15 protein-coding genes are annotated in these 13,903 nt (G+C 45.8%); all 15 read left to right on the forward strand.

What is annotated here, in order from left to right; genetic code table 11:
• Nucleotides 1–11: 11 nt before the first annotated feature.
• Nucleotides 12–794, forward strand: a complete 783-nt coding sequence (locus AC1U9U_RS03260) for a ribonuclease HII (RefSeq protein WP_479959145.1) — start codon at nucleotides 12–14, stop codon at nucleotides 792–794.
• A gap of 123 nt (nucleotides 795–917) precedes the next feature.
• Nucleotides 918–1,274 carry an NADH-quinone oxidoreductase subunit A gene (locus tag AC1U9U_RS03265; RefSeq protein WP_479959114.1) on the forward strand — a complete coding sequence of 119 codons (357 nt, stop codon included), beginning with the start codon at nucleotides 918–920 and terminating at the stop codon, nucleotides 1,272–1,274.
• Complete coding sequence (locus AC1U9U_RS03270) at nucleotides 1,265–1,786, forward strand: NADH-quinone oxidoreductase subunit B (protein ID WP_479959115.1); 522 nt, start codon at nucleotides 1,265–1,267, stop codon at nucleotides 1,784–1,786. Before AC1U9U_RS03265 ends, AC1U9U_RS03270 begins: the two co-directional genes overlap by 10 nt.
• The gene (locus AC1U9U_RS03275; RefSeq protein ID WP_479959116.1) at nucleotides 1,776–2,267 is read left to right on the forward strand and encodes an NADH-quinone oxidoreductase subunit C; all 492 of its coding nucleotides are present in this window, start codon (nucleotides 1,776–1,778) and stop codon (nucleotides 2,265–2,267) included. Before AC1U9U_RS03270 ends, AC1U9U_RS03275 begins: the two co-directional genes overlap by 11 nt.
• A gap of 12 nt (nucleotides 2,268–2,279) precedes the next feature.
• A complete protein-coding gene (locus tag AC1U9U_RS03280; RefSeq protein WP_479959117.1) occupies nucleotides 2,280–3,392 on the forward strand; it encodes an NADH-quinone oxidoreductase subunit D in 1,113 nt (370 codons plus the stop codon).
• A 24-nt stretch (nucleotides 3,393–3,416) separates the two neighbouring features.
• The gene (gene nuoH / locus AC1U9U_RS03285) at nucleotides 3,417–4,463 is read left to right on the forward strand and encodes an NADH-quinone oxidoreductase subunit NuoH (RefSeq protein ID WP_479959118.1); all 1,047 of its coding nucleotides are present in this window, start codon (nucleotides 3,417–3,419) and stop codon (nucleotides 4,461–4,463) included.
• A gap of 4 nt (nucleotides 4,464–4,467) precedes the next feature.
• Nucleotides 4,468–4,875 carry a NuoI/complex I 23 kDa subunit family protein gene (locus tag AC1U9U_RS03290; protein ID WP_479959119.1) on the forward strand — a complete coding sequence of 136 codons (408 nt, stop codon included), beginning with the start codon at nucleotides 4,468–4,470 and terminating at the stop codon, nucleotides 4,873–4,875.
• Complete coding sequence (locus AC1U9U_RS03295; protein WP_479959120.1) at nucleotides 4,872–5,384, forward strand: NADH-quinone oxidoreductase subunit J family protein; 513 nt, start codon at nucleotides 4,872–4,874, stop codon at nucleotides 5,382–5,384. Before AC1U9U_RS03290 ends, AC1U9U_RS03295 begins: the two co-directional genes overlap by 4 nt.
• Nucleotides 5,381–5,713, forward strand: coding sequence for an NADH-quinone oxidoreductase subunit NuoK (nuoK, locus tag AC1U9U_RS03300; RefSeq protein ID WP_479959121.1), 333 nt, complete (start codon nucleotides 5,381–5,383; stop codon nucleotides 5,711–5,713). Before AC1U9U_RS03295 ends, nuoK begins: the two co-directional genes overlap by 4 nt.
• Before the next feature lie 19 nt (nucleotides 5,714–5,732).
• Nucleotides 5,733–7,688, forward strand: coding sequence for an NADH-quinone oxidoreductase subunit L (nuoL, locus tag AC1U9U_RS03305; RefSeq protein ID WP_479959122.1), 1,956 nt, complete (start codon nucleotides 5,733–5,735; stop codon nucleotides 7,686–7,688).
• Nucleotides 7,688–9,247, forward strand: a complete 1,560-nt coding sequence (locus tag AC1U9U_RS03310) for a complex I subunit 4 family protein (RefSeq protein WP_479959123.1) — start codon at nucleotides 7,688–7,690, stop codon at nucleotides 9,245–9,247. Before nuoL ends, AC1U9U_RS03310 begins: the two co-directional genes overlap by 1 nt.
• Entirely contained in the window at nucleotides 9,247–10,710 is a 1,464-nt protein-coding gene (locus AC1U9U_RS03315; protein WP_479959124.1) for an NADH-quinone oxidoreductase subunit N, read from the forward strand. The genes AC1U9U_RS03310 and AC1U9U_RS03315 overlap by 1 nt, the downstream gene beginning before the upstream one ends.
• A gap of 112 nt (nucleotides 10,711–10,822) precedes the next feature.
• Nucleotides 10,823–11,188, forward strand: a complete 366-nt coding sequence (locus AC1U9U_RS03320) for a YraN family protein (protein ID WP_479959125.1) — start codon at nucleotides 10,823–10,825, stop codon at nucleotides 11,186–11,188.
• A gap of 93 nt (nucleotides 11,189–11,281) precedes the next feature.
• On the forward strand, nucleotides 11,282–11,974 hold the full coding sequence (locus AC1U9U_RS03325; protein WP_479959126.1) for a response regulator transcription factor: 693 nt from the start codon (nucleotides 11,282–11,284) through the stop codon (nucleotides 11,972–11,974).
• Nucleotides 11,975–12,005: 31 nt separating this feature from the next.
• Nucleotides 12,006–13,865 carry an ATP-binding protein gene (locus tag AC1U9U_RS03330; protein WP_479959127.1) on the forward strand — a complete coding sequence of 620 codons (1,860 nt, stop codon included), beginning with the start codon at nucleotides 12,006–12,008 and terminating at the stop codon, nucleotides 13,863–13,865.
• Nucleotides 13,866–13,903: the final 38 nt, after the last annotated feature.

Consider the following 13,903-nt stretch of genomic DNA (forward strand, 5'->3'; position numbering starts at 1 on the left):
GAAGAGGTTATATTTTGAAGATATCGCAGATGAGCATTCGAGAAGTAAGCGAGGTTATCAATTCAGAACCATCGGCTGAATTTCTTGAAGCCTGTACCAAGGATACCCGGCAAGGTATACAACAACTGGTCAGCCGTTACTATAGGGACTTTGCTGCACGTAAAGCGGAGGAGCAGAGAATCGGTAATCTGTTGGCGGAAGAAAGGCAATTATGGGGGAAAGGTTATTTGCATATCGCCGGCATAGATGAAGCGGGGAGAGGACCATTAGCCGGTCCGGTGGTAGCAGCGGCCTGTATTTTACCGGCGAAATTTAATTTGCCCGGACTCGATGATTCCAAAAAATTAACTGAAAGTAAGCGGGAAAGACTCTACCAAGAGATTAAGGAACAAGCTATTGGCTATGCCGTAAGCAGTGCCGAACCGGCCGAGATCGATGCCCTAAATATTCTAGGGGCTACCAAGTTGGCTATGAAAAGAGCTGTTGAAAATTTAAAAATTCAACCCCACTTTTTGCTAATCGATGCCTTAGAATTACCCGGCCTTAGGCTCCCCCAAAAGGGAATTATTGATGGTGACGCCTTGAGTGCAAGTATTGCCGCAGCTTCTATTTTAGCCAAAGTTTCTAGGGATCATTTAATGAGTGAACTTAGCAAGCTTTACCCGGAGTATGGATTTGCAAGGAATAAGGGATATGGTACCAGAGAGCATATTTCGGCTCTCCACCGCCATGGTCCATGTCCGATTCATCGCCGGAGTTTCGCCCCGGTTCTCAAGCAGGTAGATATAGTTTGAAAATATTTATAATTTTCCATTCGAGATATTAGACATACATAATTGTTGACTATTGATGAACAAATATGGCACAATGAGTTTGGCTTATGGGAAATATTTTTTTAATGAAGGGGGGGTAAGGAGATGTCAGATAACTTTGCTGCTGTAGGGATTGCGCTTGTGGTAGCAATTGCCATCAACTTAATTATGATGTTGATGCCCAAACTCTTAGCTCCGAAAAAACCAGTTCCAGAGAAGTTAGTAACTTATGAAAGCGGTAACGTAACAATTGGACGGACATGGTTAGGTTTCAAAAGCAATTATTTTCTTTATGCCCTTGTATTTACGGCCTTTGACGTAGAAACAGTATTCTTGTTCCCTTGGGCGTTGTCGTTCCGCCAACTCGGAACCTTCGCTTTTGTTGAAATGTTTGTCTTCATAATCATTCTTTTAGTTGGTTTCTGGTATGCTTGGAAGGAAGGTGCATTAGAGTGGATGTAGCAAAAGAGAAAGAACTCCGGGAATCCGAAGCGCTCATGGAAAAAAATGTGCTGCTGACCAGTATTGATAAGGTCTTGAACTGGGGACGCGGACATTCTTTTTGGCCTGTCACCTTCGGTTTGGCATGCTGTGCGATCGAAATGATGGCTGCAGGTGGTCCGCGTGTGGACATTTCTCGTTTCGGGTACGAGGTCTTCCGGGCGTCACCCCGCCATGCCGATGTCATGATTGTCGCTGGAACATGTACTCGCAAAATGGCCCCTCTTCTGCGGATGATTTATGACCAGATGCCTGAACCCAAATGGGTTATTGCTATGGGCAGCTGTGCCAGCGCAGGCGGTCCCTTTGCGGATTCTTATGCCATGTTGACAGGAGTGGATAAAGTAGTCCCCGTTGATGTTTATATTCCTGGCTGCCCTCCACGGCCGGAATCCTTAGTATATGGGTTGCTTCAACTTCAACATAAAGTAAACAACCCAGACAAGGTGAGGTTATTGAAACATGGGAAATAAAGAAGTGTTAAGAAAACGCGTGGATGATTTAGCATCCCGGGTTAGTGGAACAGTGGAAGAGCTGATCGATACTTTAGTGCTGACTGTTAAGTCGCCATATATAACAGAAACCTTGACGGCAGCGAAAAACTTCGAGGAAGTACCTTGTGACTTTCTCCACGACATTGCGGGAGTAGATAAGGTAAGTCATTTTGAAGTAGTTTATCAATTAACGAGCTTGCGGGGACCACAAAAGCTTAGAGTAAAAGCGATTGTCGACCGTGAGAACCCGGTGATTGATTCCGTAACCCGGATCTGGGCGGGTGCTAATTTTATGGAGCGGGAAGCCTATGATATGTTTGGGATTCAATTCAAAGGACACCCGAACTTGAAACGGATTTATCTGTGGGATGATTTTGAAGGATTCCCACTTCGCAAAGATTATGTGACAGAACCTGCGGAAGTTCGAAATGTAACGCGCGTGCGCAGGAAAGATGAGTAAGGGGGTAGAACCATGTCCGATTTTTTAACTGAAGGAACAGAAGAACTCCTTTTAAACATGGGCCCCCAACATCCGAGTATGCACGGTGTCTTTCGGATGATCGTCCATTTACAAGGAGAGACGGTAACGGCAATCGAACCGAAAATCGGCTATTTACATCGGGGATTAGAAAAAATCGCCGAGAGCCGTACCTACACCCAGTTTATTCCCTATACGGACCGTTTGGATTATCTTGCTTCACCACATAATAATCTGGCCTATGTCCAAACCGTTGAAAAGCTGATGGGGCTTGAGATTCCTGAGAGGGCGGAGTATTTAAGGATCATTTATGCCGAATTAGCGCGTATTGCCAGCCATCAAGTGTTTATTGCCAGCGGTGCCCTGGATATTGCGGGATGGACAGCCTGGGGATATCCTTTCCGGGATCGGGAAAGAATCCTTGATCTCTTTGAGATGACTGCAGGTAGTCGCTTAACAGTAAACTGCATGCGGATTGGGGGAGTTAGCGCAGAACCCCCTGCTGAGTTCTGGCCGGCCTTAGAATCCTTCCTTGACGATATGCCCGAAAAACTTGAAGAGTACTTCAATATCTATTTAGGCAATGAAATCACTCAAGGGCGTCTTAAAAATATCGGTATTCTTTCGAAGGAAGTAGCAGAAAATCTATGCATCACCGGGCCTGCTCTTCGTGCCTCGGGAGTACAATATGATGTTCGCAAAGCGGAACCCTATGGAATTTATGATCGCTTTGATTTCGAAGTTCCGGTACTTTATGGCTGCGACTCCTTCGACCGAAATCTCATTCGTTTCATGGAGATTAATGAGAGCTTGAAGATTATTCGTCAAGCAATCCGGGATATTCCCGAAGGACCGATTATGGCCAAGGTGCCCAAGGTTCTTAAACCACCTGTCGGTGAAGTTTATCATCGTGTAGAGAATCCCAAAGGTGAACTTGGTTTCTATATCGTAAGCAATGGAACCACGAAACCTGAGCGGGTTAAGATTCGGGCAGGTGCCTTTGTCAATATGCAATGCTTGAATGAAATCGGTGTTGGCACCTATATTCAAGACCTTATTGTTAGTTTTGCGTCCTTGGATGCAGTGCTTGGTGAAGTGGATAAGTAATACTCTCAGCGAGGGGAGAATAGGATGAAAGCTTTAAATGATTTGCCACAGAATATTGCGGCTGCCATCCGTGGTTTGTTTACGGATCCTAATTCGATTTGGGCCGACTTAACCATGACCTTGATCGGGTTGATACTTGTTATCGTGGTCATTGTAATTTCAGCACTTTTACTAATTGTTCTTGAACGTAAAGTTGCTGGTTGGGGCTCCCAGCGCCCCGGTCCGAACCGCTTGGGTCCGCGCGGATGGTTTCAGACAATCGCCGATGCTCTAAAGTTACTGGGTAAAGAGGATCTTACACCCGCTAACGCAGACAAAGTAATGTTTAAAATTGCTCCGATGTTTATCTTTGGTATTCCCATTTTAACCTTGGCTATCATTCCCTTTGGGTATGCAATGACAGTAATTGACTTGGAACTGGGGATCTTCTTTTACTTAGGGATTACCTCAGTAGCCACTCTTGCCTTTATTATGGCAGGGTGGAGTTCCAATAATAAGTTCTCCTTACTTGGGGGAATGCGTGCCGTTGCTCAAATGATCAGTTATGAGATTCCTTTGATTTTCTCGCTTCTGGGTGTTGTCATGCTGACCCAGACCTTTAATTTAACAAAAATCGTCGAGGCTCAAGCTACGCTTCCTTTCATATTTTTACAACCATTGGCCTTCGTTATCTTTTTGATATGTGGGCAAGCGGAAGTCAACAGGGCGCCATTTGACCTTTTGGAAGCTGACCAGGAAATTATTGCCGGACCCTTTACAGAGTACACAGGCCTACGGTGGGGATTATTCTATCTGGGTGAATATGCGAACCTGGTTGCGATGTGTGCTTTGGCTACCACCGTATTCTTGGGTGGTTGGCAAGGACCGGCCTTATTACCGGGCTGGGCTTGGTTCTGGTTAAAAGTAGGTCTTTTGATCTTCATATCCATGTGGGTTCGTTGGACATTCCCACGGATTCGGATTGACCACTTGATGCATTTTGCCTGGAAGGTCTTGTTACCGCTCGCGCTTCTCAACATCTTGTTGACGGGTTTGGGGATTTATATCTATCAACTCGTGATTGGAGGGTGACAGAGTGTTAGGTAAAGGGTTATTTAAAGGGATGGGCATCACACTGAAAAAGATGCTCGGACCAAACATCACAGAGTTCTATCCGGACGTAATGCCGAATCTTCCCAAGACCGTGCGTAGTTCAATGGGTCTGGAACCGGACAAATGTATTTCTTGCTCACTTTGCGCTATGGCCTGCCCCAACCAGGTTATTACCTTAACCAGTGAAAAGAACGAGAGCAATAAAAAGGTTCTTAAAACTTATCATATGGATGTAGGTCGCTGCCTGTTTTGCGGGCTTTGCACAGAAGCATGTCCTACGAATGCTTTAACGGTAACTCAGGAGTTTGAGAACTCGGTATTCTACCCTGAGGATTTGTACTGGGATATGATTGAGCGTTCCAAGGGTCATCGGAAGGAGGGCAACGAATGAGTACTATGGCGACAATAGTGTTCTTCATTTTCGCCATAATCGCCGTGGCTTCGGCTTGGGGAGTTGTCACTTCAAAAAATATTGTGCACAGTGCCTTTTTCTTGGCACTTTCCTTTGCCGGGGTTGCCGTCCTGTATGTACTGTTAAATGCTGAGTATCTTGCAGCTGTTCAGCTTCTTGTCTATGCAGGAGCAATTTCGATTATGGTTATCTTTGCGGTCATGTTGACCTTGCGGGGCGATGTAGCGGAAAGCAGCCCTGTAACTAAGAAATGGACAGCAGGTGCCTTGGTAGGTGCACTTGTGTTTATCGTTTTGGCTTTAGTAATTTTGACAAATAATGATTGGCGGATTCTTGCCATGCCCGCTCTTTCGGGAGGGACTACCGCTGAGCTCTCCAAGCTGATGTTGTCATGGTATATGGTGCCCTTTGAGGTGGCTGCTATTTTGATTACTGTTGCTTTGATCGGGGCAGTGATCATCGCGAAAGGAGGGCATGAAAGCAAATGAGTATAAGCGTTGGACTTGGATCTTATCTGTTGGTTGGAGCGATGCTTTTTTGCTTGGGACTTTACGGAGTTTTCGTGAAGAGAAATATCATTGCTATTCTCATGTCCATGGAATTAATGCTTAATGCTGTGAATATTAACTTTGTTGCTTTCAGCCGATTTGCGCCCTGGGCTGATCCTGGGACAAATCCACTCATTGGACAGGTGGCTGCAATCTTCGTCATTGTGGTTGCTGCCGCTGAGATTGCCGTGGGTCTGGCTCTGGTTATCGCTATATATCGCAATCGCCGCTCCACAAGTGTGGATGATTTCAACTGGTTGAAGTGGTAGAGAGTCTATGGAGAGGTAGGTGTTCAAGGAAATGAATGATCTTTTTCAATGGGCATGGTTAATCCCGTTTTTGCCCTTTCTGTCGTTTCTCCTCATCGCCTTAGTCACGAAGCGATCCAAAAGACTGTCCTCCACCATTTCCATCTTGGCGATTCTTACTTCGTTTGGATTGTCCATAGCTATCGGTCTTGGTGTAATTCAGTCTGGTTCGCAAATTGTTGATAACCCCGTGATGAGAACTGTAAATTGGCTCAGCATTGGCGGACTAAATATTGACTTTGGGACAATTATTGACCCAATGAGTGCGATGATGCTGTTTGTGGTTACCTTGGTTGCCTCCATGGTTCAGATTTATTCCATCGGGTATATGCATGGAGACCCTGGGTTTTCTCGCTATTATGCATTCCAATCCTTATTTGCTGCGTCCATGTTGGGCATGGTCTTAGCGACAAACCTTCTGCAGCTGTTTGTTTTCTGGGAACTGGTGGGGCTTTGTTCATATCTGCTCATCGGGTTCTGGTTCTTTAAGGTATCCGCTCGGGAGGCTGCCAAAAAAGCCTTTATCACCACCCGGGTCGGAGATTTTGGTTTGCTCTTAGGAATTTTGTTCCTTTATAATCAGTTTGGTACTTTGAATTTTTATGGTCCTGGTTCCTTATCCGTCCAGATGGCTACGAGCTTCCAGGATTTCGCCCTCATCGGTGGCGTAAGCTATCTTACTGTAATGGCCTTTCTCGTCTTCATCGGACCGATTGGCAAATCAGGTCAGTTCCCCTTGCACGTATGGCTGCCTGATGCGATGGAAGGTCCTACACCTGTCAGTGCCTTGATCCATGCCGCTACCATGGTTGTGGCCGGGGTATACTTGGTTGCCCGGATGTTCTTCCTCTTTGATAATGCATCACCCGCAGCACTTCAGTTGGTTGCCGGCTTGGGAGCCTTTACAGCGATTTTTGCGGCGACCATTGCTATTGCTCAGGACGACATCAAACGTATCTTGGCTTATTCCACTTTAAGCCAATTGGGTTATATGATGTTCGCTTTAGGTGTTGGATCCTTAACGGCTTCCATGTTCCACCTCATGACCCATGCTTTCTTTAAAGCCTTGATGTTCTTAGGAGCCGGTTCGGTTATTCATGCTCTCCATGAGAAACAAAACATTTGGGATATGGGCGGCCTTTGGAAGAAGATGCCGATTACCGGTACAACCTTCTTTATCGGTGTCTTGGCAATCGCCGGAATCCCTCCTTTTGCCGGATTCTTCTCTAAAGATGAAATTCTAGCGGCAGCATTCCATGGTCATCCGGTGATCTTTGCTGTGGGCTTATTCACCGCCTTCTTAACTGCCTTCTATATGAGCCGCCTCTTCTTCGTGGCTTTCATGGGCAAGGAAAAACCGGAAAATCATCCTCACGAATCTCCATGGGTAATGACAGTACCCCTTATTATCTTGGCTTTCTTCAGTATTGTTGGCGGATGGGTAGCATTACCTGAGCATGGCTTTGGGTACTTCGTGCATTATGGTGAGTTTCATCCCCATGCCATTAACTGGACAGTTGCTACTGTTTCCGTTATTGCCGGAGTATTGGGTATGGGCTTGGCCTATATTACCTATGTGACCAGAACTATTAAAGCTGAAAATGTGGTAGCCCGTTTCCCCGGAGTATATAAACTCCTGAAAAACAAGTACTATATTGATGAAATCTATCTTTGGTTTATCCATAAGGTTATGGATGGCATCGTTGCAAAAGCTCTTTACTGGTTTGATCTCTATATTATCGATGGCATTGTTAATGGGTTGGCAGCGATCACCCGGGGTTCAGGTCGTGTACTTCGCCGGACCACAACCGGTCAATTGCAAACCTATGCTTTAGTATTCTTCTTTGCTGTAGTCGTAATCTATCTCTTCTTCGCCTTGGGAGAAGGACAGCTATCGGCACTTAATCCCGCAGCTATGCTAGGAGGTGTTAAGTAATGTCGACATTGGCACTTCAGCCCGAAGTAGGCTCTCTAATACTGCCATTCGCACTGTTAGCACCGATTCTAGCAGCACTGGTGATCGTATTCCTTCCTAAAGAAGAAGGAAAAACGATTAAGTTAGTGGCAGCCATTGGTACTCTTACTTCCTTGGTGCTTTCTCTCTTTGTTTTCTTTGCTTACGATCGCTCCTTAGCCGGTATGCAATTTAACCTTACGATTCCCCTTATTCCGGATATCGGGGTTAACCTGGCTTTCGGGGTTGACGGTATCAGTATTCCCATGCTTTTACTGACTAACCTAATCGGTTTCACGGCGGTGTATTCTTCTTGGAATATTGAGAATCGGGTAAAAGAGTTCTTCGTGCTGCTCTTAATCCTGATTGCCGGGGTTATGGGAACCTTCATCGCTCGCGACCTGTTTATCTTCTTCCTTTTCTACGAAATCGTGGTTATTCCTATTTATATCATGGTTATCATTTGGGGAAGTACCAAACGGGTTTCCAAAGAGTATGCAGGTATGAAATTGACCATCTACCTGTTGATCGGATCGGCTTTATTGCTGGTGGCTATGGTTTCTCTATGGGTCAACGCTACCAACCAGTTGGCCGCTATGGGTCAAGGACCGACCTTTATGTTCGATGAACTGGCCAAACTCCAGTTTGACCAGAACTTCCAGGTCATTGCTTTTGGTCTGTTAGCCCTTGGCTTTGGTTCCTTGATTTCGATGTTCCCCTTCCACTCATGGTCTCCAGACGGTTATGCCGGTGCGCCTACCGCGGTCAGTATGATTCACGCCGGGGTCTTGAAAAAGATCGGGGGTTACGGTTTAATTCGACTAGGGCTCATGGTGTTCCCACTGGGAGCAAAATTCTGGGCGCCGGTGATTGCGGTTTTAGCTATTATTAACGTCCTTTATGCTGCTTTCATCGCTTTAGCTCAAAAAGACCTCAAGTATGTTGTCGGATATTCTTCCGTCAGCCATATGGGTTATGTCCTGATCGCTGTGGTAGCCTTGAATGTCACCAGTCTTAATGGTGCGGTGGCTATGATGTTTGCTCACGGCGTTATGTCGGCTCTCTTCTTCTCCATGATCGGATTTATCTATGAGAAGACCCATACTCGGAATATTGCTGAACTAGGCGGGCTTGCTCATCAGATGCCTCGTCTGGCCGTTGGTTTCTTGCTTGCCGGTATGGCGGGTTTAGGGCTTCCCGGTACGGTGAACTTCATCGGTGAATTTACCATTTTCATTGGCACTGTTCGCACCTTCCCGATTCATGCGATTATCGGTATTGCCGGGATTATCTTCACAGCGGTTTATTCCCTCCGACTGATTGCTAATGTCCTGTTTGGACCTCGTCGGAAAGAATGGGATCACCTTAAAGACCTACACGGTCCGGAACTGGTTCCGCTGTTTGTGCTGGTCTTTGTCATTATCGTTACAGGTGTATTCCCGAATATGGTATTACAGCTGATCGACACCGGGGTCCATTCCTCAGGATTAGCCAAGGTGCTTGAAGCCGTGACTCAGGCGAAGATTGGAGGGTTGTTCTAATGGTGACTTTCGATTTATCTTTACTCTCTACGGAAATCATTATGGCAGTCCTTAGCCTTGGCTTATTTGCAATAGGTCTAATCCTCCCCCGCGGGTCAAGAAAAGGTATGTTCCCCCTCACTCTCTTCGCCATTATGGGAACCCTTGTCTATGCCATCTATGATTTCTTCTTTGGCGGAAATGCGGCATTCTTGCAAGGAATGTATATGCATGATCAATTTGCCGGCTTCTTTAAGATACTGTTCCTTGTGGCCGCGTTTTTGGTGGTGCTCTCAACTAAGGATTATGTAGACAAATTCCAAGCTCATCGTGGCGAGTTCTACCCCTTATTGTTGGTAGCCACATTAGGTATGATGATCATGTCCGGTGCCGGGGATCTCATTACCATGTATGTGGGCTTAGAGCTCATGACCATCACTTTCTATATTCTTGTTGCTTATCATCCCAATGACCCCAAATCTTCTGAGGCAGGTATTAAGTATTTAGTCTTAGGAGCTACCTCTTCAGCGATACTTCTTTATGGTATCAGTCTTATCTACGGGGTTACCGGTTCTACCCAAATGTTCGCAGTAGCTATGGCATTGGGATCTGAGTCAAATGCAACCACAATTCTTGCTACTGTATTTATGCTGGCCGGTTTTGGCTTTAAGATCAGTTTGGTGCCCTTTCATATGTGGGCTCCTGATATCTATGAAGGAGCACCTTCTCCGGTTACCGCCTTCCTGGCTACGGCTTCTAAGGCAGCAGGTTTTGCAGCATTGGTGAGATTCTACCTCTTAATGATGTACAGTCAATCCTTTGCCGAAACGGGGCTCATCATACTTCTCGTACTCTCGGCCATGACCATGATAATTGGTAACTTAATGGCTTTCCCGCAAAAGAACATCCAACGCTTGATGGCTTATTCGGGAATTGCTCAGGCCGGTTATGTCATTGTTGGTGTCATCGCCGTATCTGTCCCCACTATCTCTGCCTTTGTCGGTGGGATCAAAGCGGTACTTTTCTACCTGATGATTTATATCGTTGCTAACCTCGGTGCTTTTGCCGTGATTACTCATGTTGCTCAAAGCCAGGGCAGCACTGAAATTAAAGATTACGCTGGATTGGCGAGACGCTCACCGTTGGCAGCGGCAGTGCTTACCGCCTCAGTTCTTTCCTTGGCCGGTATTCCGCCTCTTGCAGGCTTTGTGGGTAAATTCTACCTCTTCTCAGCGGTAATCAATCAAGGTTATGTATGGATTGCAGTAGTTGGCTTTGTCATGAGTATGATCTCCGTCTATTACTACTTGTCCATCGTTAAGGTCATGTATTTAGGTGAAGGAGAAGGATTGCCGGAAGTACCTGTTCGCGGAGCAGCAAAGTTCGGCATGGTATTTTCTCTGATCGTCACTTTAGTCTTAGGGATTTACCCGACTCCACTTGCTCAAATGGCAATTACAGCAGCTTCCAGCTTAGTAAAATAGAATAGCATTAAGAAGATTTTAGTTGAGTCCTGGTTTTTACCGGGGCTCTTTTCTTTTATCCTTTTGCTATTCTGTGCTAAAATATGTAAAAGGGAAGGGTAGGAGATCTTGTTTGAGGAATAAAAAACAGGTTATTGGTCAATTAGGGGAAAACCAAGCTGTACAACATTTAAGACAAGCGGGACTTGCGGTTCTCGAGCGTAATTACCGATGTTCCTTGGGGGAGATGGATATTATCGCTAGGGACCAGGATACCCTCGTTTTTATCGAGGTCCGGACACGCTCTTCCGGGAAGCTTGGGTGGGGTGAGGAAAGCATTACTCCACAGAAAAGAGCACGTCTTTATCGGATTGCCACTCACTATCTAAAATATAAGAACTATAAGCAGTGGCCCCCTTTGCGATTTGACCTGATTGCGATTCGGTCTAGTGATTTAATGGATAAGGAGCCTGATCTTAACTGGATTCGTGGAATCTAAGTGTATTTTTATGAAGTTCAGCTGAGACAAGTTTGTAGAATTAATCCGGTATGATAAAATGCTAATAAGGGACTAATCTGGAGGAGGAACGTTATGAATCCGATTTTAGTGATTGATGACGAAGAACGTATTCGCCATTTAGTAAGAATGTATCTGGAAAGGGAAGGCTTTGCCGTAGATGAAGCGGGTAATGGGCGTGAAGCCCTAGATAAAATTCAAAAACGTGAATATGCCTTGTTGATTGTTGACTTGATGATGCCGGAGGTCGATGGTTGGCGCGTATGCCGTGATGTTCGTGAAAAGTCCGATGTGCCGATCATTATGCTTACTGCTCGGGGCGAGGAGTTTGACAGGGTATTAGGCTTTGAATTAGGGGCAGATGATTATCTGGTTAAACCTTTCAGTACCAAGGAGTTGGTGGCTCGGGTTAAGGCTTTATTGCGGCGTTCGGGGGGGAGTTTAACCGTCAATTCTTCGGATTTAATTTATGGTCCGCTTAAAATCGAAAAGGACAAGCATCGGGTGTCTATCGATGATGAGCAGATTCCCTTTACTCCCCGGGAATTTGAACTTCTTTATTTCTTGGCGAAAAACCCCAGTCGGGTATTTTCCAGGGAACAACTCATGGAAACCGTTTGGGGGTATGATTTTTACGGGGATGCGCGAACAGTGGATACCCACGTTAAAAAGATCCGTGAAAAGCTTTTCGACCCTAAAGTAAGAAGTATGCTTGCCACAGTATGGGGAGTGGGCTATAAATTCGATCCGGAAGCAGCTAGCGATTAATTTTGAGAATAACTTGGAAAGAGGAAAAAACGTGAAGTTCGACTTTCGTCCTCGTAGTATCAGTATGAAATTATGGGCTGCCATAACCGCCTTGATTTTAGTAGTATTAGGTGGCTTAGGGGTAACCATTACCTTGCTTTTTAGTGATTTCTATTTCCAACAAACTCTCGATAGCCTGGGAAATGAGGTCAAGGAAATATCTCGTTACCTAAGCGAACAGCCGAATTGGTCGCAGCGTTTGTTTGCCATTGATGAAATTCGCTTGTCTTCGGATACACAAATGGTGGTTATTGATCGTTATAGCGAGATCATCGCCATCAAGGGAGGAAACGTTGCTGCCAGTTTTGGCACCAACGATCGTATCGGCTGGGGTGATGCTTCAGGGGAGATGAGTTGGCTAATTCGTTCCCTATATCCCTCGGATTTCTTAACCCGCTCCGATATTGCCGAAGTCCTGGCGGGAAAGGTAATTACGATTAAAGCCATACCCCGGAATCAAACAGGACAAGCTATGCTGATTGCGGCTGCTCCTATCGGCGACTTAAGTGAAGCTATTGTTGTCTTAGGAACCTCACCGGCTCCGGTTCAGGACAGCATTAATGCCTTTAGGCGGATGACTCTTTACGTTTCCTTGGTAGCGGTTGTTCTGGCTACCCTTGTTAGTTTAATCTTTTCCCGCCAAGTCACCAGACCATTAGCCCTTATGCAAAAAGGGGCTACCCGGATGGCTACCGGCGACTTCCAGCCAATTACCGGGGTTAGAAGCCGGGATGAATTGGGTGAACTGGCAGATGTTCTGAACTCAATGGGTGAAAGCCTGAAGAATCATACCACTTGGTTATCTGAAGAAAGAAACCTCCTCTTGGGAATTGTCGAAGGGATCAGCGACGGAGTTATTATGCTGGATGCGAACGGGGAGATTCTCTACTCCAATGAACCGGCAAAAGCCCTCTGGCAAGGCACTGGTGCGGAAGAAGAGTCTTTAGAACGTAAAGCTAAGCTTATGACATTTCTTCGGGAGTTTATGGAGAATTTCGAGGTAGACAAAAGAATGCATTTTAACTTAGATACCCAAGTTTTGCAAGTTGCCATGGAAACTACCCAGTCCGAGGATGGGATGCAGGGTTATGTAGCTGTATTACGGGATATTACTGCATCTTTAAGATCTGAGAAAGAGCGGCGTGACTTTATGGCTAGTGTCACCCACGAATTGCGTACCCCACTTCATCTCATCCAAGGCTATTTGGAGGCCATTCAGGATGAAGTCATTCCCAAAGAGGAGCAGGCTGAGCATATAGATCTGGTGCTGGAAGAGGCTAAACGCTTGGCTAAGCTGGTTATGGAGCTTCAGGAGCTGGATCGCTTTGATAACTGGAAGAACTTCGAGAAGAAAGAGATTGACCTGGCTAGTTTTCTTCAAGAGCTGCGCTACCGTTTCCAAGGGCGTGCCGATGATTTAGGAATAAACCTGGAATTTGAAAATGGAGCAGGGGTGATTTACGCTAACCGTGATCGCTTGCTGCAAGTTTTTATCAACCTTATTGAAAATGCTTTTCGCCATACAACCGTAGGAAAACATGTCCGGATCAGAATTTTTGATTGTGGAGAAAAGATTCAGTTTAATGTAGAGGATGAAGGAGAGGGAATTCCGCCCCAAGCTCTCCCCCATATATTTGAGCGATTCTACAGGGTCGATAAATCCCGCACCCGCAAAGAAGGGGGGATGGGCCTGGGCTTATCCATCGTTAGATTGATTGTTGAAGCCCATGACGGCGAAATCAAAGTCGAAAGCGTAGTCGGCAAGGGAACCACCTTTAAAGTAATCATCCCCAAAGTTGAAACAGAGGGACAGGTTCTCTGTTTCAACCAAGCTCATTCTCATCCTGAGTGATAGCGATGTGAAACAGTCTGACAGATCTCTTGTTTCAA

The sequence above is a fragment of the Desulfitobacterium sp. genome (assembly GCF_982384815.1).

Bases quoted from the DNA above. Each gene is read 5' to 3' on its own strand.
- AC1U9U_RS03265 (WP_479959114.1), top strand. From the start codon at position 918: ATGTCAGATAACTTTGCTGCTGTAGGGATTGCGCTTGTGGTAGCAATT.
- AC1U9U_RS03275 (WP_479959116.1), top strand. From the start codon at position 1,776: ATGGGAAATAAAGAAGTGTTAAGAAAACGCGTGGATGATTTAGCATCC.
- AC1U9U_RS03280 (WP_479959117.1), top strand. From the start codon at position 2,280: ATGTCCGATTTTTTAACTGAAGGAACAGAAGAACTCCTTTTAAACATG.
- nuoH (WP_479959118.1), top strand. From the start codon at position 3,417: ATGAAAGCTTTAAATGATTTGCCACAGAATATTGCGGCTGCCATCCGT.
- AC1U9U_RS03295 (WP_479959120.1), top strand. From the start codon at position 4,872: ATGAGTACTATGGCGACAATAGTGTTCTTCATTTTCGCCATAATCGCC.
- nuoK (WP_479959121.1), top strand. From the start codon at position 5,381: ATGAGTATAAGCGTTGGACTTGGATCTTATCTGTTGGTTGGAGCGATG.
- AC1U9U_RS03310 (WP_479959123.1), top strand. From the start codon at position 7,688: ATGTCGACATTGGCACTTCAGCCCGAAGTAGGCTCTCTAATACTGCCA.
- AC1U9U_RS03315 (WP_479959124.1), top strand. From the start codon at position 9,247: ATGGTGACTTTCGATTTATCTTTACTCTCTACGGAAATCATTATGGCA.
- AC1U9U_RS03325 (WP_479959126.1), top strand. From the start codon at position 11,282: ATGAATCCGATTTTAGTGATTGATGACGAAGAACGTATTCGCCATTTA.